Below are 20199 nucleotides of genomic sequence, written 5' to 3'. Positions count from 1 at the left end.
CCCGATGGCGCAGGACGCTTACGACGACGGCGGCGCCCCAGCCGCGCTGCCTGGAACGGAGAAGGCAGGGCGGTTCGAAGTCCGGCTCGAGAACTTCAACGGTCCGTTCGATCTGCTGCTGAGCCTTATCTCCAAACATGAATTGAACATCACGGAGATCGCCCTCGCGAAGGTCACCGACGAGTTCATTGGTTACATCCGTGCCTTCAGCGCGGCCGGGGACAGCTTCTCCCTCGACGAAGCCAGTGAATTCCTGGTGATAGCCGCAACGCTCCTTGATCTCAAAGCGGCACGGCTGCTGCCCTCGGGCGAAGTTGAGGATGAGGAGGACATCGCGCTGCTTGAAGCGCGGGATCTCCTGTTCGCGCGGCTCCTGCAGTACAAGGCCTTCAAAGAGATTGCCCGCCAACTCGGAACGCGTCTGGCCGAGGAGGCCGCCCGCTTCCCGCGGCAGGTGGCTCTGGAGCCTCAGTTCGCAGCGATGATGCCTGAACTGACGTGGCGGATGTCGCCGTCGGACTTTGCGGCAGTGGCAGCGAAGGCGTTGGAGCCCCGGGAACCGGCCCCGACGGAAGTCGGGATAGGCCACCTGCATGCACCGGCCGTCAGCGTCCGCGAGCAGGCAGACATCATCGGGCGGCGGCTGCAGGAACAGGGCGTGCTGTCGTTTCGACAGCTCACCGACGACGCGGACTCCCTTCTTGTCGTTGTGGCCCGGTTCCTCGCCCTGCTCGAGATGTTCCGCGACATGGTGATCACCATGGATCAGGCGGCGCCGCTGGGAGAGCTGACAGTCCGTTGGTCCGCCGGTGAACGTGAGTGGTCAGCGGTGAGCATCAGCGAGGAATACGACAGGGACGATCAGGATCAAGCTGTCCTGCCCGTTGCAGAAGAAGACGCTGAAGGAGGAGACCGTGAGCGAGCACACTGAGAAACCCCCCGGAGACGCTGCAGCGGCGGAAGAACCGCAGGGTCCGGACGTCGACTCACTTCCTGGGGGAGTGCCTGCGGCGGTGGAAGCCGTGCTCCTCGTCGTCGAGGAACCGGTGACCGATCTGGAGCTGGCTACCGCCTTGCAGGTCCCCGTGGATAAGGTGCGGGAAGCGCTCGCGGAACTGAAGGACGAGTATGACGGCTATACTGGTCAGGGCCCGGATACCGGTCCAACCCGGCGTCGGGGTATCGAGCTCCGAAATGTCGCCGGCGGGTGGCGGTTCTACACACGGAGCGAGTTCGCGGCCGTCGTCGGACGGTTTGTCCTTGACGGTCAAAGCGCCCGGCTTTCCCAGGCCGCGCTGGAGACTCTCGCAGTCATCGCTTACCGGCAGCCGGTTGCACGCTCGCGGGTCTCAGCGATCCGCGGAGTGAACGTTGACTCGGTGGTTCGCACCCTTGTTCAACGCGGACTCATCTCCGACGTGGCCACCGATCCCGAGACCGGAGCGGTGCTCTACGGAACTACACCGCTTTTTCTGGAAAGATTGGGTATTGGCACCGTTGCCGACCTGCCCAAGCTTTCTCCGCACCTGCCCGGACTGGAAAACCTCCAGGACTTCGACGACACCACGTACTGATGTACAACAGCTAAGGATTTTCAATGACACAGGCGCCTCGCCCCGGATCCGGAAGGAACCGCGCCGGCCGTAACCCTGCCTCTGACCCTGCGGGAAAGACAGGCAGAGACGCCGGTGCCGGAAAGCCTTCGCGTGCCGGAAAGGGTACCGCCGGCGCCAAGGGTGCCGCTGGTGCAGGCAAGGGGGGTGCGCCCAAGGCAGCGCGGAGCGGTCAGAAGGGCGCATCCGCCGGTGCTGCACCCTTCGGCAAGGAACGGTTCGGCCGCAACCTTGGCGCCGTGCACCGTCCGCGGCGTCCCAAGGCTCCGCCGGTTGACCGCCTCGACGTGCACGATCCCGATGGTGTCCGTCTGCAGAAGGTCATGGCCTCGGCCGGCGTCGCATCGCGCCGCGTGTGCGAGGACATGATCCGGGACGGCCGTGTTGAGGTCGACGGCAGCATCGTGACGGACCTGGGAGTCCGCGTGGACGCGTCGAGCGCTGTGATCCATGTCGACGGCATCCGTCTGCAGCTGAACGAGACCATGGTCTACTACGCATTCAACAAGCCCAAGGGTGTTGTCTCCACCATGGAGGACCCGGAGGGCCGACCATGCATCAGCGACTACCTGAAAAACCGCAAGGGTGAGCGTCTCTTCCACATCGGTCGTCTGGACGCCGCCACTGAAGGCCTGCTGCTGCTGACCAACGACGGCGAGCTGACCAACCGCCTCACGCACCCTTCCTTCGAGGTTCCCAAAACCTACCTGGTGCAGGTCCGCGGACCCATGGCGCACGGCATCGGCGCACAGATGAAGCAGGGCATCGAGCTGGAGGACGGTATCGCGAAGGTTGACTCGTTCCGCCTGGTCGATTCCACCCCCGGGCACGTACTCGTCGAGGTCGTGCTCCACTCCGGCCGTAACCGCGTGGTCCGTCGCTTGTTCGACGCCGTCGGCCACCCGGTCGAGCGTCTGGTTCGTACGCAGTTCGGTCCTATCCGTGTAGGCGATCAGCGCCAGGGAAGCATCCGCGTTCTCGGCCGTCAGGAAGTCGGGCACCTCCTGGCCGCCGTGGAGATGTAGCCGATGACCGTGACAAACGGCGGCACACACCTGTCCGGGCCTGTGCTGGTCATCGGCACAGGTTTGCTCGGCGCCAGCATCGGGCTTGGTCTGCGCGCGCGGGGGATCGACGTCGTGCTCTCCGACATCTCGCCGTCCACGCAAGCTGTTGCACAGGACATCGGCGCCGGCCGTCCGCTCGACCCGGCCGATTCGACGTTTTCGCCGCAGCTTGTAGTGGTCGCCGCGCCGCCGGACGTAACCGGCGCGCTGGTCTCTGAGGCTCTGGCAGCCTACCCGGCCGCCGTCGTCGTCGACATCGCAAGCGTCAAGGACGCAGTGCTGAAATCAGTAGCAGAAACAGTCGACGACGCCGCCCTCCCGCGCTACGTAGGCACCCATCCCATGGCGGGGCGGGAGAAGTCGGGGCCGGTAGCTGCCCGCGCCGAGCTGTTCACCTCCATGCCATGGGTGATCTGCGCTTCTCCGCTGAGCGACCCGGAGGCGGTGCGCATCGCCGAGGCGCTGGCGATCGACCTCGGCGCGGTCGTCTCCCGCATGTCCGCGGAGGAACATGACCAGTCTGTAGCGGTCATCTCTCACCTGCCCCAGGTGCTGTCGTCGCTGCTGGCGAGCCGGCTGCAGGACACCCCCGCCCATGCCCTTTCGCTGGCCGGAAACGGCCTGCGGGACGTGACCCGGATTGCCGCCAGTGATCCCCGGTTGTGGGTGCAGATCCTGTCCGCCAACGCGAGCCGCCTGGTGGACATCCTGTATGGAGTGCGTGAAGACCTCAACCGGCTGATCGGCACTCTTGAGAACCCGCTGGGTGAAGGCGCACGGCTGGACATGGCGCAGCTGATGGCCGAGGGCAACATCGGGCAGGCGCGCATCCCCGGGAAGCACGGCACGCCGCCGGAAGCGTTCGCCAGGCTCACCGTGCTGGTGGATGACATTCCGGGGCAGATTGCCCGACTGCTCACCGAGATCGGTGACACCGGCATCAACCTTGAGGACCTGAGGCTGGAACATTCGCCCGAGCGGCAGGTGGGGTTGGCTGAAATATCCGTGCTGCCCGGCAAGCGGCACGAGCTGACTGAGTTCCTCACCAACCGCGGATGGAAGGTAGTTCAGTGACCGCATCTCTCGCCCACTTCCGACTGGGAAAGTCCCTGGTCGTGGCCATCGACGGGCCGTCCGGTTCGGGTAAGTCCAGCGTCAGTCGGGAGACTGCCCGCCAGCTTCATGCGGCGTACCTGGACACCGGAGCCATGTACCGCGCGGTGACCCTGCATTGCCTCGAAAAGGGCGTGGACCTGTCCGACGCCGGTGCAGTGGAGCGTGCCTCGCGCGAGCTGGACCTGTCCATCAGCACCCGCCCGGACACCGAATCGGTGCTGATCAGCGGGATTGACGTCACCGACGCAATCCGGGAACCGCGTGTCACGCAGGCCGTCAGCGCGGTCGCCACAACCCTTGGAGCCCGCAGCGAGCTCATCCGCCGGCAGCGGCAGATCATCTCTGACTCGCACCACCGCATTGTGGCCGAGGGCAGGGACATAACCACCGTCGTCGCGCCCGACGCCGAGGTGCGCATCCTCCTGACCGCAAGCGAGGAAGCACGGCTGCGGCGGCGCGGGGACCAGCTCGGCGGTAGCCAGACTGCGGAGCAGCTCAAGCAGCAGGTCCTGGCACGCGATGCCAAGGACTCGTCAGTGGTCAATTTTCAGCAGGCCGCCAACGGCGTAGTAACCGTTGACTCGTCGGACCTGGATTTCGAGCAGACAGTGACGGCGGTGCTCGACGTAGTTCGCACCGTCGCCCACCAATAAAACGAAGGATCGCGAATATGAGCGAAAACCAGACCGGACTTGAGGAAGAGTACGAGCCCACGGGCGAAGACTCCGTAGCCGAGCACATCCATGCCCTGGATGACGCTGAGGCTGAGCGCCGCGCAGCGTCGCTGCGCGCCGGTCTGGAGGACTATGAACTGGACGAGGAGGACGCCGCCCTCCTGGCGCAGGAGTTGGGAGATTACGACGACGACGCCCCGGTCCGGCTCGATCCGGTCCTCGCAATCGTCGGTCGGCCGAACGTGGGCAAGTCCACGCTGGTGAACCGCATCCTGGGGCGTCGCGAGGCTGTCGTAGAGGATACCCCGGGCGTCACCCGTGACCGCGTCATGTACTCGGCAACCTGGAACGGCACCAACTTCACGCTTGTCGACACCGGTGGTTGGGAGCACGACGCCCGCGGCATCCATGCGCGCGTTGCCGACCAGGCCGAGGCCGCCGTCGATCTGGCGGATGCTGTGCTGCTGGTCGTGGACGCAACTGTTGGCGCGACAGCTACCGATGAAGCCGTGGTGCGGATGCTGCGGCGCAAGAAGAAGCCCGTGATCCTTGTGGCGAACAAGGTCGACGACATCCAGAACGAAGCAGACGCCGCTGCGCTGTGGGCACTTGGTCTCGGTGAGCCGATGCCGGTCTCGGCACTGCACGGCCGCGGTACGGCGGACATGCTGGACAAAGCCGTTGAGATCATGCCCGAGTTCTCTGAGCACGGCGGGCTGGAGCGCTCAGGCGGTCCGCGCCGCGTCGCGCTGATTGGCCGCCCGAACGTCGGCAAGTCGTCGCTGCTGAACAAGCTGGCTGGGTCCGAGCGTGTCGTCGTCGACCCGCTGGCCGGCACCACCCGCGACCCCGTCGACGAGATGATCGAGCTCGGTGGACGGGTGTGGCGCTTCGTCGACACGGCCGGCATCCGCCGTCGCGTGCACATGCAGCAGGGCGCGGACTTCTACGCTTCGCTGCGGACCCAGTCCGCGCTGGAGAAGGCGGAGGTCGCCGTCGTCCTCCTTGCTGTTGACGAGGTGCTGAGCGAGCAGGATGTGCGCATTCTGAACCTCGCGATTGAATCCGGTCGCGCGCTGGTTCTCGCTTTCAACAAGTGGGACCTGCTCGACGACGAACGCCGTCGTTACCTGGAACGGGAAATCGAGCAGGACCTGGCGCACGTCGAGTGGGCACCCCGCGTGAACATCTCGGCGAAGACCGGCTGGCACAAGGACCGTCTGGTGCCCGCTCTTGACCGTGCGCTGGAGTCTTGGGACAAGCGCATTCCGACGGGCAAGCTGAACGCCTTCCTCGGAGAACTCGTTGCCGCGCATCCCCACCCGGTACGCGGAGGTAAGCAGCCTCGCATCCTCTTCGGCACACAGGCTTCCTCCCGTCCCCCGCGCTTTGTTCTCTTCACCACGGGGTTCCTCGATCCGGGGTACCGCCGGTTCATCACCCGCCGTCTGCGGGAGACGTTCGGGTTTGAAGGAACACCCATTGAGGTCAGCATGCGCGTTCGCGAGAAGCGCGGCCGTAAGAAGTAGACGTCTGAGGACCTATCCGGGGAGCGTCGGTTCGTCTGTCGGGGCAACGATAGGATAGGATTCTTCAGGTGGTTCGGACGGATGTCCGCGCCGATCGGGATGTGGCGCAGCTTGGTAGCGCACTTGACTGGGGGTCAAGGGGTCGCAGGTTCAAATCCTGTCATCCCGACAGATAACGCTTGGCGGAACCAATGGTTCCACCAAGCGTTTTGTCGTTCCAGGAGTTGGGAACTACGGCGTGGGGGCAGGAGACTCCAGTGCCAGGGGCAGAAGCTCCTCGGATGCCTCAGCGCGGGTAAGCCAATGAAGCAGCACCCGGTGGAAAAGCTCCGGGTCCTCAGCGCTCCAGACATGATGCATGCGGGGTGCCAGACGGGCAGCTGCGCCTGGTGCGCAGTCGGTGATGCGGGTGAGGGAGTCCCTGACGAGTTTGGGCTCACGTTCGCCGGCAACGGCGAGGATAGGGAAGCTGGCCCTGCTGAGTCCTGCGATGTCGGTGTCAGATAGGCCGTCGTAGACCTGGGTCATCATGCGCAGAGCTGACAAACGGTCTATGCCTGTGCCGGTGACGACGAACTGTGCCACTGAGTCCCCGGGCAGTCGAAAGGCCCTGGCAAGGCCGTTCCAGTAGCGCGGTGACCCCCACAGCCGAATTTGCCCCAGGCCCAAGGCTCGCGTGATGCCCTTGACACCATTGATGGCGGCACCGCTGACGAAAGTACTTTTCACAAGCTCCGGATGCCGTGCCGTGAACAGAACGCCGAGAACACCGCCCAAGGACAACCCGACGACGTGTGCCCGACCGCCATGTGCTCGTTCGGTGATGACGCGAGCCAGGGCATCCACCACCTCCTCGAGCGTTGTCCAGGGCAGAAGGTTTGAGGCACCGAAACCCGGAAGATCCGGCACAAGACTGTGGTGCTGCGGAAGTGCGAGCGCTTGTTCATGCCACATCCAGCCCGCCACGTTCCCGCCGTGGAGGAACAGGACACTCTCTTCTGAATCCCGGGCGTATTCAGTGACGTGCATCAGAGCGCCTCATCCAATTCATCGAGCCATGAGAGCTCGGTCTTGATGTGCTGTATGCCGTTGTTGAGGGTGGCAGCGCGCAATCGATCCGCTAGCGATGCGCGGGATGTCTCGACTGCGGTCAGTGACTGCAACTGTTGGTGCGCTGCCGTGCGCCGCGCGCCGATGAGTGCGCGGATCAGCTCAGGGTCCTGCTCACTCCCTGCGAAGAAGATTCGCGCAAGGAACGGTTCACGGGAGGGTTCCTCGGGGATCGGGGAGCGTAACCACCGCGAAAGCTCCTCGCGCCCGGCCTGGGTGAGCCGGTGCTCCTTTCGATCGGGGCGACCCTCCTGTGCAACAACGCTGACGTGAACGAGCCCGTCGGAACTCAGCTTCGATAGCGTCCGGTAGATCTGCGCCTGGTCAGCGTTCCAGAAATGCCCGACTGAGCCGTCGAAGGCCTTTTTGAGGTCATAGCCGGTCATCGGTCGCACGTCCAACAGACCGAGAATGGAGTGCATAAGAGACATGTCATATATATGATCACGCAGATATTGATGTGGCAAGCGTCAGCACATCACATGGTTTCCTCGAAAGAGGGCAGCTCGTGAGAAATTGGATGTATGGATACGCCCCCTCGTCCCAGCCGGCCGCCGCGCCCGCAACTTGTCTTCGATGTCCTCGCCACCGCGTGGGTGACACCGCATATGGTCCGGGTGACGCTGGGCGGACCGGCCTTTGACGAATTTCAGCCGAAGGATGTGACGGACAGCTACGTGAAGCTGTTGTTCGCCAAGCCGGAGCTAAGTTTGACACCGCCGTATGATCTTGTGGCCCTCCGGGAGCAGCTTCCGCCCGAGGATGTTCCGGTCACCCGCACCTACACCGTTCGTCGCATCAACCCCGCTGATCGGACCATTGACGTCGACTTCGTAGTTCATGGCGATGAGGGTCTTGCCGGTCCCTGGGCAGCAAGGGCGAAGCCGGGAGATCAGATCGCGTTGATGGGGCCCGGCGGAGCCTACGATCCGGACACTACAGCCGACTGGCACCTGCTTGTGGGGGATGAGTCGGCGACGCCGGCGATAGCAGCGACCCTCGAGGCGCTACCGGAGGACGCGGCCGGCGTCGTCTTTCTGGAATGCGGCAGCTCTGAGGACATGATCGAGCTGGTCACACCGCGCGGGGTGGAGGTCGTGTGGGTACGCCGGGACGCGCGGGACGATGCGACGAAGTTCCTGCTCGCCAACGCAGTGTCCGCATACCCGTGGCCCGCTGGACGAGTGCAGGTTTTCGCGCACGGGGAACGCGAGTCGATGAAAGCCCTGCGGGATGTCTTCCTGAAAGAGCGCGGACTCCTTAAGGAACAGCTGTCGCTTTCCGGCTACTGGGCGGCAGGCCGGACGGAGGACAGGTTCCAGGCCGAGAAGCGTGAACCCATCGGTGTAATCCTCCCAGCGTGACGAACGACGACGGCGTGCCGCGCCGGCCGTGCACGCAGCCTTCCGGAGTATGTTGGACCCATGGCATCCGAGGCGACAGTCCTATCTGTTGAAGGTCCGCACGGCACGCGTGAAGTGCGAATTTCCAGTCCCAGCCGCGTCATGTGGCCCGCGCTAGGCCTGACGAAGCTCGACTTGGCGCAGTACCTGATAGACGTGGGCGATGCGTTCATCGCCGCGAACGGGGACCGCCCGCTGGCCCTTCAGCGTTTTGGTGACAACATCGACGGCGAACAGTTCTTCTCGAAGAACCCGCCTAAGGGTGCGCCGGACTACATCCGGTCGGTGAAGGTCGAATACCCAAGTGCGCGGTCCCACCCGCAGTTGGTCATCGATGAGCCAGCTGCGGCGGTCTGGGCGGCCCAGATGAATACGGTCGTGTTTCACCCGTGGCCATCAAGAGCTGACAATTCGGACAATCCGGATCAACTGCGCATCGATCTGGATCCGCAGCCCGGAACGGATTTCGACGACGCCGTGCCCGCAGCGATCGAGTTGCGGAAGGTGCTCGAAGAAGCGGGCCTTACCGCGTTCCTGAAAACCTCCGGAAACCGAGGGATCCACGTCTACGCTCCCATTGAGCCTGTACGCGAATTCCTCGACGTGCGGCATGCTGTTATTGCTGCCGCGCGTGAGCTGGAACGTCGGATGCCCGACAAGGTCACCACGTCCTGGTGGAAGGAGGAGCGTGGGGAACGGGTATTCGTTGACTTCAACCAGGCGAACCGGGACCGGACTATAGCGGGTGCGTATAGTCCGAGGGCTTTGGCGCATGCACCGGTGTCCTGCCCCATCACCTGGGACGAGCTGGAGAGGGTGCATCCGAAGGACTTCACGATCCTGACGGTGCCCGAGAGGCTGAGGACAGTCGGCGACCCGTGGGCATCCTTCCATGAGAAACCCGGCACGATCGACATGCTGTTGGATTGGTGGCAGCGCGACCTGGATTCGGGGCTCGGCGAGTTGCCGTTCCCGCCCGACTACCCGAAGATGCCGGGGGAGCCGCCAAGGGTTCAGCCCAGTCGGGCGAAGAAGGACAAGTAGCCGGCTACTTGCAGCCCCAGGCGCTCGGGTTGTCAGCGCAGGTGCCGTCCACCAACCGGTTGTCGGAGCGCCAGATACTGATCAAATGCGGTTCCGACTGGACTGCGGCTTGCCCGGCGATGGGGATCCAGGGACCACCGTTGACCGAGTAGTCGCCGTTGAACCGAGTGGTGAGAACGACGTTATAGTCCCCGGTCGCGCCGTAGACGTGGCTTGTGGGAGTTTCCACGAGAAGCCAGTCGGCTTCGGGCACTGAGTTACCTGCCGTCTGGGTGGTTTTGGTGGTGCCGTCCCCGTAGTTCCAGTCGTAAGCTACAGGCCAGGCCCGTATACGTACGCTGTCACCAAGGGTTTCAAAGGTGAACTCCTGATCCTCGACATCCGCCCAGACGTTGTTGTTGCCTCCGAGGAGTCCGAAGTTGTTCGGCTCGGACACGATCGTGGCAGCGATGATTGGTTGGCTCTGGAAATCCTCGAGCGTAATCACCACCTCGGGTTCCGCTGCCTCTCCGCCGTTGGGAGGTTCGGGCGCGGGGGATCCTGGATAGAGGCAGGAGGTCTCGCCGGTCGGGGTTTCGGTCGGCGGATTCGTGGAACTATCGACAGCTATCCATTCGACTAAGGCACCGTCCGGCTCAGCATCACACTGTGCGTTGACCTCAACGCACAGTGCAGGATCGAGAAAATCTCCGACACCCTGCAGGCACACGCGCTCGTACGTGTACGAGAGGCCCGATGTAGGCGCGGCCGGCTCGATGGCCGTCGTGTTCTCTGCTGACGGTGCAGCGCCTGTTGCTGAGCCGTTGTCACCAGTGGTATCGACATTCTCGACGCTGGGCGCGGAGCCACCCGCCCAATCGACGCCCACGCCTTGGCTCCACGCTGGAGCCATCGGTGCCAAAGATAACAAGAGGCATAGCGCTGGCAAATGGATGAGCCAACGCCTATTGCTCGGCCGCATGAGACTCAATCCCCGGTACTAGGAGAACCGAAATCCAGCATGGTCCACTTCTCACCGTCATGTTCAGCAAACGTCTGTCGTACGACTTGGTCGTTCTGAGCCGGTAGCTCTGCAATGAGGACTCCGTCGGCGTCGTAGTAAGTCGACGCTTCCTGGCTGATGGTTATGAAGGACGAGATGGAGCCCTGTGTGGTTTCCCTGAACTTGCTCCCGAAAGACTCCAGGGAAACGGCGCCACCAACGACCCATCCACCATTCGCGTGAGACTGCCTCACCGAGTCGGCCAAAGCTGAGCAGTTCTTGCATCCGGGATCCGTGGCAGCAATCCAAGGCTCTGAGTCACCAGTGTGAACGGCGTAGTTCCCTAGCTCGAACCACCACTCGGTGAACGCCTCCAGGCCTTCTACGGAGTTCTCGTCGGCTAGTGCGGGCTTCTCCGGAACGGGAATGTTCACGGCCGGCCCCTCGGCCGAGGCAGGGGAGGGCGTCGGAGTTGGAGCAGCGGACGGCGACTCGGATGCAGTGGCTGACGCCGACGGAGATCCAGAGTCCGTAGGCGTCTGTGCTACGCCGGGGCTGCCCTGACATCCGGTAAGAACAAGTACTGAAAGGGCAGCACCAGCTAGGGCGCACGCCACGTGAGACTGAACCATGAATTCCCCGACCATGTGTAAACGTGTGAGCTGCAACCCATCCTAACCAGAGCCGCTCACCACCCCACGCGTTATCCACAAGCGGGTGTAATGAAGCTAGGCGAGCACCTTGCTCAGGTCGTAAGCAGCCGGAATTTCCAGCTGCTCAAAGGTGCAGCTGCGCGCCTCGCGGTCCGGGCGCCATCGCTCAAACTGCGCCGTGTGGCGGAACCGGTCGCCCTCCATCTGGTCATAGCGGACCTCAACCACCCGCCGCGGATGCAGCCGTACGTAGGAGACGTCCTTCGCCGAAGCGAAACGGCTGCGATCCGTTTCCCCGCGGATGATCTCACCGTCTTCGTCACGCATGACATCCGGCTCCAGCTCATCGATCAACTCAAGTCGGCGCTTGTCCGAGAACGCAGATGCACCGCCGACGTTCCGCAACTCGCCATCGTTGTCGTAGAGCCCAAGAAGGAGTGAACCAACCCCCTGGCCGCTCTTGTGGACCCGATAACCAAGCACCACCGCATCAGCACTCCTGTTGTGTTTCACCTTCAGCATGCGGCGCTTGTTCGGTTCGTACCCGGCGCTCAGCGGTTTGGCCACCACACCGTCCAGTCCGGCTCCCTCGAACTCAACAAGCCAGCGCCGCGCCAGTTCGACGTCGTCCGTTACCTGCGAGAGGTGCACAGGCTCGGAGAATGTCTCAGCGATGCCCTCCAGAGCCTTCCGTCGTTCCGCGAAGGGGACGTCCAACAGGTTATGATCGTCGATCCCCAGCAGGTCAAACGCAATGAACGACGCCGGCGTCTCCTTCGCGAGGAGCCTCACCCTGCTGTCCGCCGGATGAATTCGCTGAGACAACGCTTCCCAGTCCAGCCGCTCGGCGCCGGCCTTTCCCCGACGCACCACTATCTCGCCGTCGACCACGCACTTCTCGGGAAGGTTCTCGAGCAGCGCATCAACCAATTCCGGAAAGTAGCGGGTGAGCGTCTTCGAGCCGCGACTACCAATCTCGCACTTGCCGTCCTCGACGTGTATCACGGCCCGAAAGCCGTCCCACTTCGGCTCGTAACTCAGGCCTCCGGGAACGCTGTCGGCATCCGGCACAGCATCGACGGCTTTGGCGAGCATTGGTTGAATCGGAAAGGGCAAATCAGTCATAGGTCGATCCTGTCGCATGCTCACTTCAAACGCCATGGACGCCACGCACGCACGTGCCGGAGGATGCCGAGCGGACCTGGGGCAGAGGGTGACGCGCGGCACTGTCACTGTGCCTATACTCGATCCTGAGGCCCCCGATCGGATGAGAAGGGGCCGCCGCTTATTCCATCGCTTTGCACGAATTATTCGTCCGGTGCCCACGAAAGGCCGACAATGAGCAACATTCCCGAAGACCTTTACTACACCGCCGAACACGAATGGGTCACCACACCCGACGACAATGGAGTTGTCCGTGTCGGCATTACCGATTTCGCCCAAGACGCGCTTGGCGATGTCGTCTATGTTCAGATGCCGGAGGCCGGCTCGAAGATCGGGGCGTCCGACGTCGTCGGCGAGGTTGAATCCACCAAGAGCGTGAGCGATATCTATGCGCCGGTGAGCGGCGAAGTCGTCACGCGCAATGAAGCGCTCGACGGCGATCCTGCCCTGATCAACTCCGATCCGTACGGTGATGGCTGGCTGCTGGAAATCAAGGTTGAGGACCGCTCGGTGGTTGAGGAACTTCTCAGTTCTTCGGAATACTCACAGCAGGTAGGCTAGAGTCACCGGCTGGGACAAATGTAATGTGGCCAGCCGGGAGACCGGTTGGCCACGTGTTTTGGGGAAGGATTTTTCAAATGGTACGCGATAACAACGCAGCCGCAGAGGACGCTTCGGGATCGCATATGCCTTCGCCTGAGACAACCACCATCGGGCTGCCTCCACAGTCTGCATCACCTACCGTTGAACCGCGTCTCACCAGCGAGGAACGTTCCGCTGTTGCGGCACTTCCCGCCGGGTCCGCGCTGCTGATTGCCCACACAGGTCCTAATGCCGGGGCACGATTCCTTTTGGACGAGGACGTCACCACCGCTGGGCGCCACCCAAACGCCGACATTTTTCTTGACGATGTCACGGTGTCCCGTAAGCATGCGGAGTTCCGCCGTGGTCCGGAAGGTTTCCGGGTTGTTGACTCGCGCAGCCTGAACGGCACCTACGTGAACAATGACCGCGTTGACAGTGTTGTGCTGCGGAACGGTCATGAAGTTCAGATTGGCAAGTTCCGCCTTACCTTCTACGCCGCCGGGAGCGTGTCGCAGTCGCAGGGTCGGGTCTAGGGACTTTCATGCCCTCCTCCCAGCCGTCCCGGCGACCTGTGGGTATCGCCCCGGAGCGTGTGAGCGGGAACGTCCTGAATATAGGGGAGGTCCTCACCGAACTGGCTGGGGACTTTCCACAGATCAGTGCATCCAAGATTCGATTCCTGGAAGAAAAAGGCCTCATTACTCCGCAGCGCACGCGCGCAGGCTACCGGAAATACACACCGGTCGACGTCGAACGTCTGCGCTTTGTTCTTGCACTGCAGCGCGACCAGTACCTTCCGCTCAAGGTCATCAAGGACTATCTGGACGCGATTGATCGGGGAGAGAAGCCGGAGAGCCTGCCCGGGGGCCTTACCCTCGCTCCTCGGATGGTCTCCGACCAGCTTGCCCGTGAGCTCGGATCACACGCCCGCCGACTGACCCGGGAAACCCTCGCCGCGGAAGCGGGCGCCCGGCCGGAACTCATTCGGGACCTCATGGCTTTCGGGCTCATCTCAGAAGTCGAAGGCCGCTTCGACGAGCACGCACTGAAGATCACCCGTGCCTGCGTCCAGCTGGAATCACATGGAATCGAGCCTCGGCACCTCCGTCCTTTCCGAGCAGCAGCAGATCGCGAACTGGGTCTCGTTGAGCGCGTCGTCGCCCCGGTCGCCTCACGCCGCGATGTCGCATCGAAGGCCAGGGCGGCGGAAACTGCCCGTGAAATCAGCGAGCTCTGCCTCAATCTCCACAGTGCCCTCGTCCAAGGCCAGATCGCACGGATGGAAAACTAGGAGGCAGACATGATCGAGATGGATGTAGTAGGCGTTCGCATCGAGCTACCGTCCAATCAGCCGCTCGTCCTTCTTAAGGAAGCGGGAGGTCCCCGCCACATCCCGATCTGGATCGGTGCGCCCGAGGCTAGCGCCATTGCCTTTGTGCAGCAGGGCATCATTCCGCCGCGGCCAATGACACATGATCTTCTCGTGAGCATCGTCGCTGCCCTCAATCACTCAGTGACAGAGGTCCGGATCGTGCGGGTGGAAGACACCGTTTTCCATGCCGAGGTTGTCTTCGAGGACGGCACAACAGTGAACTCCCGGGCCTCCGATGCCATAGCCATCGCCCTGCGCGTACCCTGCCCCATCTATTGTGCACCGCAGGTGATGCAGGACACCGGCGTTGAGATCACCGAGGCCGACAGCGACGGAGACGAAGACTCATCCGAGGAGGGCCAGGCCAACGCGGAGCGCGAGCTCAAGCAGTTCCGGGAGTTTCTTGCGGATGTCGAGCCTGAAGATTTTGAGAAGTAGCCGAAAACGACACGCTGAGATTGTTATGCGCGGCATCTTTGACCTCGGTCACCCGGGGATCTAACGTCGAAGCATACAGTTCCCATTGCACTAGCTGTAAACTCAAGGCAGACATCCATCTAATCCCCCTGTGGACCTCGGCTTGTGCCACTTCCCCCCGGGAACCAGAACGAGGAGGCAACACGTGAGTCCGAAAGGCGACGCCGGCACGGGTTCCAACGCAGCCGCTACGGGTGCAGCTATACCCGCCAGCGCACAGGGCCTGCTCTTCACCGAAGACCTTCCTGTGCTCGATGAGGACGCGGGCTATCGCGGACCGACAGCATGCAAGGCTGCGGGCATCACCTACCGCCAGCTCGACTACTGGGCTCGCACCGGCCTCGTGGAACCGGCCGTTCGCGGTGCTTCCGGCTCCGGTTCACAGCGTCTCTATGGATTCCGGGACATCCTGGTACTCAAAGTAGTCAAACGGTTGCTGGACACCGGCGTTTCCCTTCAGCAGATCCGCAGTGCAGTGGAACACCTGCGGGAGCGCGGAGTGGAGGACCTTGCCCAGATCACCCTGATGAGCGACGGCGCCAGCGTCTATGAATGCACCTCTGCCGATGAAGTCATCGACCTTGTCCAGGGCGGACAGGGAGTATTTGGTATCGCCGTCGGGCGTGTGTGGCGGGAAGTCGAAGGAAGCCTTGCAGCGTTGCCGAGTGAGCACGCCGTGGACCAGGATTTTCCCGATGACGAACTCAGCAAGCGACGGGCAGCGCGCAAGATCAGCTGACCCTGCTCAACACGATGCCCCGCCGCGAGCGGGGCATTTTGGTGTCCGGAGATGGTTGCAACGCTGTCGGGTGAGCATGACGACGGCGCGAACCGAACCCGCTAGCGGACTGAGCCTCATAGCGGACTGAGCCTCCTACCGGCTGAGCGTCATAGTGGACTGAGCCTCCTACCGGCGGAGCGTCATAGCGGTTGAGCGCCTAGCGGCGGGCGACCCGGTTACGCATGCGACCGGAGTCCAGCAGCGCGCGCAGCAGATCGTCGAAGTATCCTGCAGCCTGCTTGGCCGACTCACCCGGCCAGTGGTGTACCGCATGTGCTGCGCCCTGGATCTGTTGCCAGTTGGCCTGCTCTGCGATGGTGGGGGTCAAAAGCAGGTCGCCGAACATCTGCTTCATCTCATTCAAACGGAATGTGTGTTCATTGGAACCGGTGCGTACCCGGTTCGCCACAATTCCGGCAGGCGTCAGGTTCGGCGCGAATTCGTTCTTGAACAGTTCGATGGCGCGCATGGTGCGCTCGGTGCCGGCGACGGAGAACAGGCCGGGCTCGGCAACAAGGAGGACTCTGTTGCTCGCCGTCCAGGCCATGCGGGTCAGTCCGTTCAGGGACGGTGGACAATCGACGAGGACCAGCCGGTACCCCTCAACCCGGTCCAACAGGGTGGCAAGGCGGCGCAGGTCGCGCTTACCCAGGTCGGGTCGGTCATAGATGCCCGAGTAGGCAGATCCCATCGCCACATCAAGCACCGGCGTTCCGTTGCTCGAATTGCGCTTGATTGCATTGCTGACCCAACCGCTCGGCACAACGTTTGCCGCGAGATCTCCCCGCCGGGCGTTCTTCAGGAGACGACCGATATCTGTCTGGTCATTGGCTTGAACCCCGAGGCCGGTTGTTGCGTCAGCGTGCGGGTCGAGGTCGACAACAAGTGTGGGAATCCCGGCGGACAGTGCCGCCGATGCCAGTCCCAGAGTGACCGAGGTCTTGCCGACCCCACCTTTGAGGCTGCTGATGCTCACAACTTGCACTTGTTGAACCAATACCTAACGTTTGAGATGCCACAGATCGCAGGATTCGCAGGATCTTCCGCCCCGCGCACCTATTCATCATAGGTGGACCGGCAGTATGAACGAACCCGACTCGGCGGTAGCACCGTCCCCATGCATTACCAGCGGTCGCAACACAAATTGTGGTGACCAGAAAGACCAAATGTAGGCTAAGCACGCTAGTCGTCGTTCCATCGACCCGCAAGGACGCAGGAGACCAATGTTCTCGAAGATTCTGGTAGCTAACCGCGGCGAAATCGCCATTCGCGCATTCAGGGCGGGTTATGAGATCGGCGCCAAAACCGTCGCCGTGTTTCCGCACGAGGACCGCAATTCTATTCACCGGCAAAAGGCCGACGAGGCGTACCTGATAGGCGAGGAAGGCCATCCGGTTCGTGCCTACCTCGATGTCGACGAGATTGTCCGTGTTGCCAAGGACGCCGGCTGCGATGCCATCTATCCGGGATATGGATTCCTTTCGGAGAACCCGAACCTGGCGCGCGCGGCCGCCGACGCCGGCATCACGTTCGTCGGTCCTCCGGCCGAGGTGCTGGAACTTGCCGGGAACAAGGTCCGTGCCCTGGAAGCGGCGCGCAAGGCAGGCATTCCCGTTCTGAAGTCCTCGAAGCCGAGTTCCGATCTTGAGGAGCTGGTTGCGGCGGCTGATGAGATCGGGTTCCCGATCTTCGCGAAGGCCGTTGCAGGCGGCGGAGGTCGGGGCATGCGCCGTGTCGACAACCGCGAGAACCTTCGTGAAGCGCTTGAATCGGCGATGCGGGAGGCAGACTCGGCGTTCGGCGACCCGACCATGTTCCTTGAGCAGGCCGTGCTGCGTCCCCGCCACATCGAGGTCCAGATCCTGGCTGACGCCGAGGGCAACGTCATGCACCTCTTCGAACGTGACTGTTCCCTGCAGCGCCGCCACCAGAAGGTCATCGAGATTGCGCCGGCACCGAACCTGGACGAGAACATCCGCCAGGCGCTCTACCGCGACGCCGTAGCGTTCGCGAAGGAACTTAACTACGTCAACGCCGGCACGGTCGAATTCCTCGTCGACACCGTCGGTGAACGCGCAGGGCAGCACGTCTTCATCGAGATGAATCCCCGCATCCAGGTCGAGCACACCGTGACCGAGGAAGTCACCGACGTCGACCTTGTCCAGTCGCAGCTGCGCATCGCGGCGGGGGAGACCCTGGCCGACCTGGGTCTGTCGCAGGAGAGCGTGCGGTTGCGGGGTGCCGCTCTGCAGTCCCGGATCACCACGGAGGACCCCGCCAACGGGTTCCGTCCCGACGTCGGGAAAATCACCGCATACCGGTCCGCCGGCGGTGCGGGTGTGCGACTTGACGGTGGAACCGTGTACGCCGGTGCTGAAATCAGTCCTCACTTCGACTCGATGCTGGTCAAGCTCACGTGCCGCGGCCGCGACTACGAGTCCGCTGTGCGCCGGGCGCGTCGTGCCCTGGCCGAGTTCCGCGTGCGGGGCGTATCGACCAACATCTCCTTTCTCCAGTCGGTCCTGGACGATCCGGCGTTCATCGCCGGCGACGTCGCTACCTCCTTCATTGATGAGCGCCCCGAACTGCTGACCGCCCGCGTACCAGCCGACCGCGGCACCAAGCTGCTGAACTGGCTGGCCGACGTCACGGTCAACAAACCGAACGGGGAGCTCACGGTGGAGCTCGACCCGGCTGAAAAGCTGCCTGTCGTCGCCGAATCGGAGCAGCGACCGGGATCGCGCCAGCGGCTCCAGGAGCTGGGCCCGGAGGGTTTCGCGGCCGAGCTGCGTGCGCAGAACGCCCTCGCTGTCACCGACACGACCTTCCGCGATGCCCACCAGTCCCTATTGGCGACACGGGTCCGGACCCGTGATCTTGTGGCGGCAGGCAAGGCTGTCTCGGCCAAAATGCCGGGGCTTCTGTCGGTGGAGGCCTGGGGCGGTGCAACGTACGACGTCGCCCTTCGTTTCCTGGGCGAAGACCCTTGGGAGCGCCTGGCCGCGCTCCGTAAGGAAATGCCGAACATCTGTCTGCAGATGCTCCTGCGTGGCCGCAACACGGTGGGCTACACCCCGTACCCCGAAGCGGTCACCGAAGCATTCGTGCAGGAAGCCGCTGCCACCGGTATCGACATCTTCCGCATCTTCGATGCGCTTAACGATGTCTCCCAGATGGAGCCCGCCATCCGCGCCGTCCGCGCAACGGGAACCGCCGTCGCCGAGGTAGCCCTGTGCTACACCTCGGACATGCTGGATCCCGCCGAGAAGCTCTACACGCTGGATTACTACTTGGAGCTGGCGCAGCGCATCGTCGACGCCGGCGCCCACATCCTTGCCATCAAGGACATGGCGGGCCTGCTGCGTCCTGCGGCAGCCGCGAAGCTCGTGACCGCTCTGCGCGAGCGGTTCGACCTGCCGGTTCACCTGCACACCCACGACACCGCAGGCGGCCAGCTGGCCACGTTGCTGGCGGCCTCGAATGCGGGAGTCGACGCCGTCGACGTCGCAAGCGCGTCACTCGCCGGGACCACCAGCCAGCCTTCCGCGTCGGCGCTGGTCGCGGCCCTTGCGCACACTGAACGCGACACCGGAATGTCGCTGGAGGACGTCAGCTCGCTTGAGCCCTACTGGGAGGCCGTGCGCCGGGTTTACGCACCGTTCGAGTCCGGCCTGCCCGGGCCGACAGGCCGCGTCTACCGCCACGAGATCCCCGGGGGCCAGCTGTCCAACCTCCGCCAGCAGGCCATTGCCCTCGGTCTTGGTGAGCGGTTCGAAGCCGTCGAAGACATGTACACGGCGGCCGACCGCATGCTCGGCAGGCTCGTGAAGGTCACTCCGTCGTCGAAGGTTGTGGGCGATTTGGCCCTCCAGCTCGTGGGATCCAACGTGGACCCGAAAGCGTTCGAGGAGAACCCGCAGAACTACGACATCCCGGACTCAGTCATCGGCTTCCTCAGCGGCGAACTTGGCGACCCGCCCGGAGGCTGGCCTGAGCCCTTCCGGACCAAGGCGCTTCAGGGTCGCACGGTCAAGGTCCGCGACGTTGACCTTGCCCCCGAGGACCAGGAGGCTTTGGCCGTCGATTCAGCAACCCGGCGTGCCACGCTGAACCGGCTCCTGTTCGCCGGGCCTACCAAGGACTTCCAGACCACCCGGAACACTTTCGGCGACGTCTCTGTCCTGGACACCCGCGACTACCTGTACGGGCTTCAGCAGGGCAGCGAGCACGTCATCCAGCTGGAGAAGGGCGTCCGTCTGATCGCTACTCTCGAAGCTGTCTCCGACGTCGACGAGAAGGGCATGCGCACCGTGATGTGCACGCTGAACGGGCAGATGCGTCCCGTCGTCGTCCGCGACCGCAGCGTCCACACCGACGTCAAGGCGGCCGAGAAGGCCGATCCGTCGCAGCCGGGCCATGTCGCCGCCCCGTTCGCCGGTGCCGTGACCCTCGGCGTTGCCGAGGGGGATACTGTCCAGGCCGGCGACACCGTAGCAACCATCGAAGCGATGAAGATGGAGGCCGGTATCACCACCACCGTGGGCGGAACAGTCAAGCGGGTGGCAATCGGCGCCATCGAACAGGTGCAGGGCGGAGATCTCTTGCTGGTGATCGACCCCGCCTGAATCG

The 20199-nt window shown here is 63.3% G+C and carries 21 protein-coding genes and 1 tRNA gene; 16 read left to right on the top strand and 6 right to left on the bottom strand.

Going from position 1 to position 20199, the window contains the following annotated elements; all coding sequences use genetic code 11:
• Positions 1–4: 4 nt before the first annotated feature.
• From AC5RU3_RS07025 to AC5RU3_RS06995, 7 genes are all read left to right on the top strand, one after another.
• Entirely contained in the window at positions 5–931 is a 927-nt protein-coding gene (locus AC5RU3_RS07025) for a segregation and condensation protein A (protein WP_309071171.1), read from the top strand.
• On the top strand, positions 915–1574 hold the full coding sequence (gene scpB, locus AC5RU3_RS07020; protein ID WP_375164832.1) for an SMC-Scp complex subunit ScpB: 660 nt from the start codon (positions 915–917) through the stop codon (positions 1572–1574). Before AC5RU3_RS07025 ends, scpB begins: the two co-directional genes overlap by 17 nt.
• 23 nt (positions 1575–1597) lie before the next feature.
• Positions 1598–2638: a pseudouridine synthase gene (locus AC5RU3_RS07015; RefSeq protein WP_493965117.1), complete on the top strand. Its 1041-nt coding sequence runs from the start codon at positions 1598–1600 to the stop codon at positions 2636–2638.
• Between the two features lie 3 nt (positions 2639–2641).
• Complete coding sequence (locus tag AC5RU3_RS07010) at positions 2642–3754, top strand: prephenate dehydrogenase (protein WP_493965116.1); 1113 nt, start codon at positions 2642–2644, stop codon at positions 3752–3754.
• Positions 3751–4449, top strand: a complete 699-nt coding sequence (gene cmk / locus AC5RU3_RS07005; protein WP_309071168.1) for a (d)CMP kinase — start codon at positions 3751–3753, stop codon at positions 4447–4449. Before AC5RU3_RS07010 ends, cmk begins: the two co-directional genes overlap by 4 nt.
• A 17-nt stretch (positions 4450–4466) precedes the next feature.
• A complete protein-coding gene (gene der / locus AC5RU3_RS07000; RefSeq protein ID WP_309071167.1) occupies positions 4467–5999 on the top strand; it encodes a ribosome biogenesis GTPase Der in 1533 nt (510 codons plus the stop codon).
• Positions 6000–6094: 95 nt separating this feature from the next.
• A tRNA-Pro gene (locus AC5RU3_RS06995) sits at positions 6095–6168 on the top strand.
• Between the two features lie 62 nt (positions 6169–6230).
• Here the strand turns inward: AC5RU3_RS06995 and AC5RU3_RS06990 are convergent.
• Positions 6231–7028 carry an alpha/beta fold hydrolase gene (locus AC5RU3_RS06990; RefSeq protein WP_493965115.1) on the bottom strand — a complete coding sequence of 266 codons (798 nt, stop codon included), beginning with the start codon at positions 7026–7028 and terminating at the stop codon, positions 6231–6233.
• Positions 7028–7540: a PadR family transcriptional regulator gene (locus AC5RU3_RS06985; RefSeq protein WP_493965114.1), complete on the bottom strand. Its 513-nt coding sequence runs from the start codon at positions 7538–7540 to the stop codon at positions 7028–7030. Before AC5RU3_RS06985 ends, AC5RU3_RS06990 begins: the two co-directional genes overlap by 1 nt.
• A 93-nt stretch (positions 7541–7633) precedes the next feature.
• Here AC5RU3_RS06985 and AC5RU3_RS06980 point away from each other — a divergent pair, with 93 nt between their 5' ends.
• Together AC5RU3_RS06980 and ligD are read left to right on the top strand one after the other, a co-directional pair.
• Complete coding sequence (locus tag AC5RU3_RS06980) at positions 7634–8473, top strand: siderophore-interacting protein (RefSeq protein ID WP_493965113.1); 840 nt, start codon at positions 7634–7636, stop codon at positions 8471–8473.
• A gap of 60 nt (positions 8474–8533) precedes the next feature.
• The gene (gene ligD / locus AC5RU3_RS06975; RefSeq protein WP_309071163.1) at positions 8534–9556 is read left to right on the top strand and encodes a non-homologous end-joining DNA ligase; all 1023 of its coding nucleotides are present in this window, start codon (positions 8534–8536) and stop codon (positions 9554–9556) included.
• 4 nt (positions 9557–9560) lie between these two features.
• On the opposite strand, the gene AC5RU3_RS06970 is transcribed toward ligD, so the two are convergent.
• Complete coding sequence (locus tag AC5RU3_RS06970; protein ID WP_493965112.1) at positions 9561–10424, bottom strand: hypothetical protein; 864 nt, start codon at positions 10422–10424, stop codon at positions 9561–9563.
• A gap of 98 nt (positions 10425–10522) precedes the next feature.
• Positions 10523–10972 (bottom strand): DUF6318 family protein, encoded by a 450-nt coding sequence (locus AC5RU3_RS06965; RefSeq protein WP_493965111.1) that lies wholly within the window; start codon positions 10970–10972, stop codon positions 10523–10525.
• Between AC5RU3_RS06965 and AC5RU3_RS06960 the strand changes: the two genes are divergently transcribed.
• Positions 10965–11102: a hypothetical protein gene (locus AC5RU3_RS06960; protein WP_493965110.1), complete on the top strand. Its 138-nt coding sequence runs from the start codon at positions 10965–10967 to the stop codon at positions 11100–11102. The genes AC5RU3_RS06965 and AC5RU3_RS06960 overlap by 8 nt on opposite strands.
• Before the next feature lie 164 nt (positions 11103–11266).
• Here the strand turns inward: AC5RU3_RS06960 and AC5RU3_RS06955 are convergent, their stop codons facing one another.
• Positions 11267–12316, bottom strand: a complete 1050-nt coding sequence (locus AC5RU3_RS06955) for an ATP-dependent DNA ligase (protein ID WP_493965109.1) — start codon at positions 12314–12316, stop codon at positions 11267–11269.
• A gap of 213 nt (positions 12317–12529) precedes the next feature.
• Between AC5RU3_RS06955 and gcvH the strand changes: the two genes are divergently transcribed.
• From gcvH to AC5RU3_RS06930, 5 genes are all read left to right on the top strand, one after another.
• Positions 12530–12916, top strand: a complete 387-nt coding sequence (gcvH, locus tag AC5RU3_RS06950; protein ID WP_309072687.1) for a glycine cleavage system protein GcvH — start codon at positions 12530–12532, stop codon at positions 12914–12916.
• A gap of 77 nt (positions 12917–12993) precedes the next feature.
• Positions 12994–13473, top strand: a complete 480-nt coding sequence (locus tag AC5RU3_RS06945; protein ID WP_309072686.1) for an FHA domain-containing protein — start codon at positions 12994–12996, stop codon at positions 13471–13473.
• An 8-nt stretch (positions 13474–13481) separates the two neighbouring features.
• Entirely contained in the window at positions 13482–14231 is a 750-nt protein-coding gene (ftsR, locus tag AC5RU3_RS06940) for a transcriptional regulator FtsR (RefSeq protein ID WP_493965108.1), read from the top strand.
• A gap of 9 nt (positions 14232–14240) precedes the next feature.
• A complete protein-coding gene (locus AC5RU3_RS06935; protein WP_493965107.1) occupies positions 14241–14750 on the top strand; it encodes a bifunctional nuclease family protein in 510 nt (169 codons plus the stop codon).
• 184 nt (positions 14751–14934) lie between these two features.
• The gene (locus tag AC5RU3_RS06930) at positions 14935–15528 is read left to right on the top strand and encodes a MerR family transcriptional regulator (RefSeq protein ID WP_309072683.1); all 594 of its coding nucleotides are present in this window, start codon (positions 14935–14937) and stop codon (positions 15526–15528) included.
• 199 nt (positions 15529–15727) lie between these two features.
• Here the strand turns inward: AC5RU3_RS06930 and AC5RU3_RS06925 are convergent, their stop codons facing one another.
• Positions 15728–16555, bottom strand: a complete 828-nt coding sequence (locus tag AC5RU3_RS06925) for a ParA family protein (protein ID WP_309123691.1) — start codon at positions 16553–16555, stop codon at positions 15728–15730.
• A gap of 238 nt (positions 16556–16793) precedes the next feature.
• On the opposite strand from AC5RU3_RS06925, the gene AC5RU3_RS06920 reads away from it, so the two are divergent.
• A complete protein-coding gene (locus AC5RU3_RS06920; protein ID WP_493965106.1) occupies positions 16794–20195 on the top strand; it encodes a pyruvate carboxylase in 3402 nt (1133 codons plus the stop codon).
• Positions 20196–20199: the final 4 nt, after the last annotated feature.

It is taken from the genome of Arthrobacter sp. MDB1-55, assembly GCF_059092925.1.
This window is presented reverse-complemented; position numbering and strand designations above follow the sequence as displayed.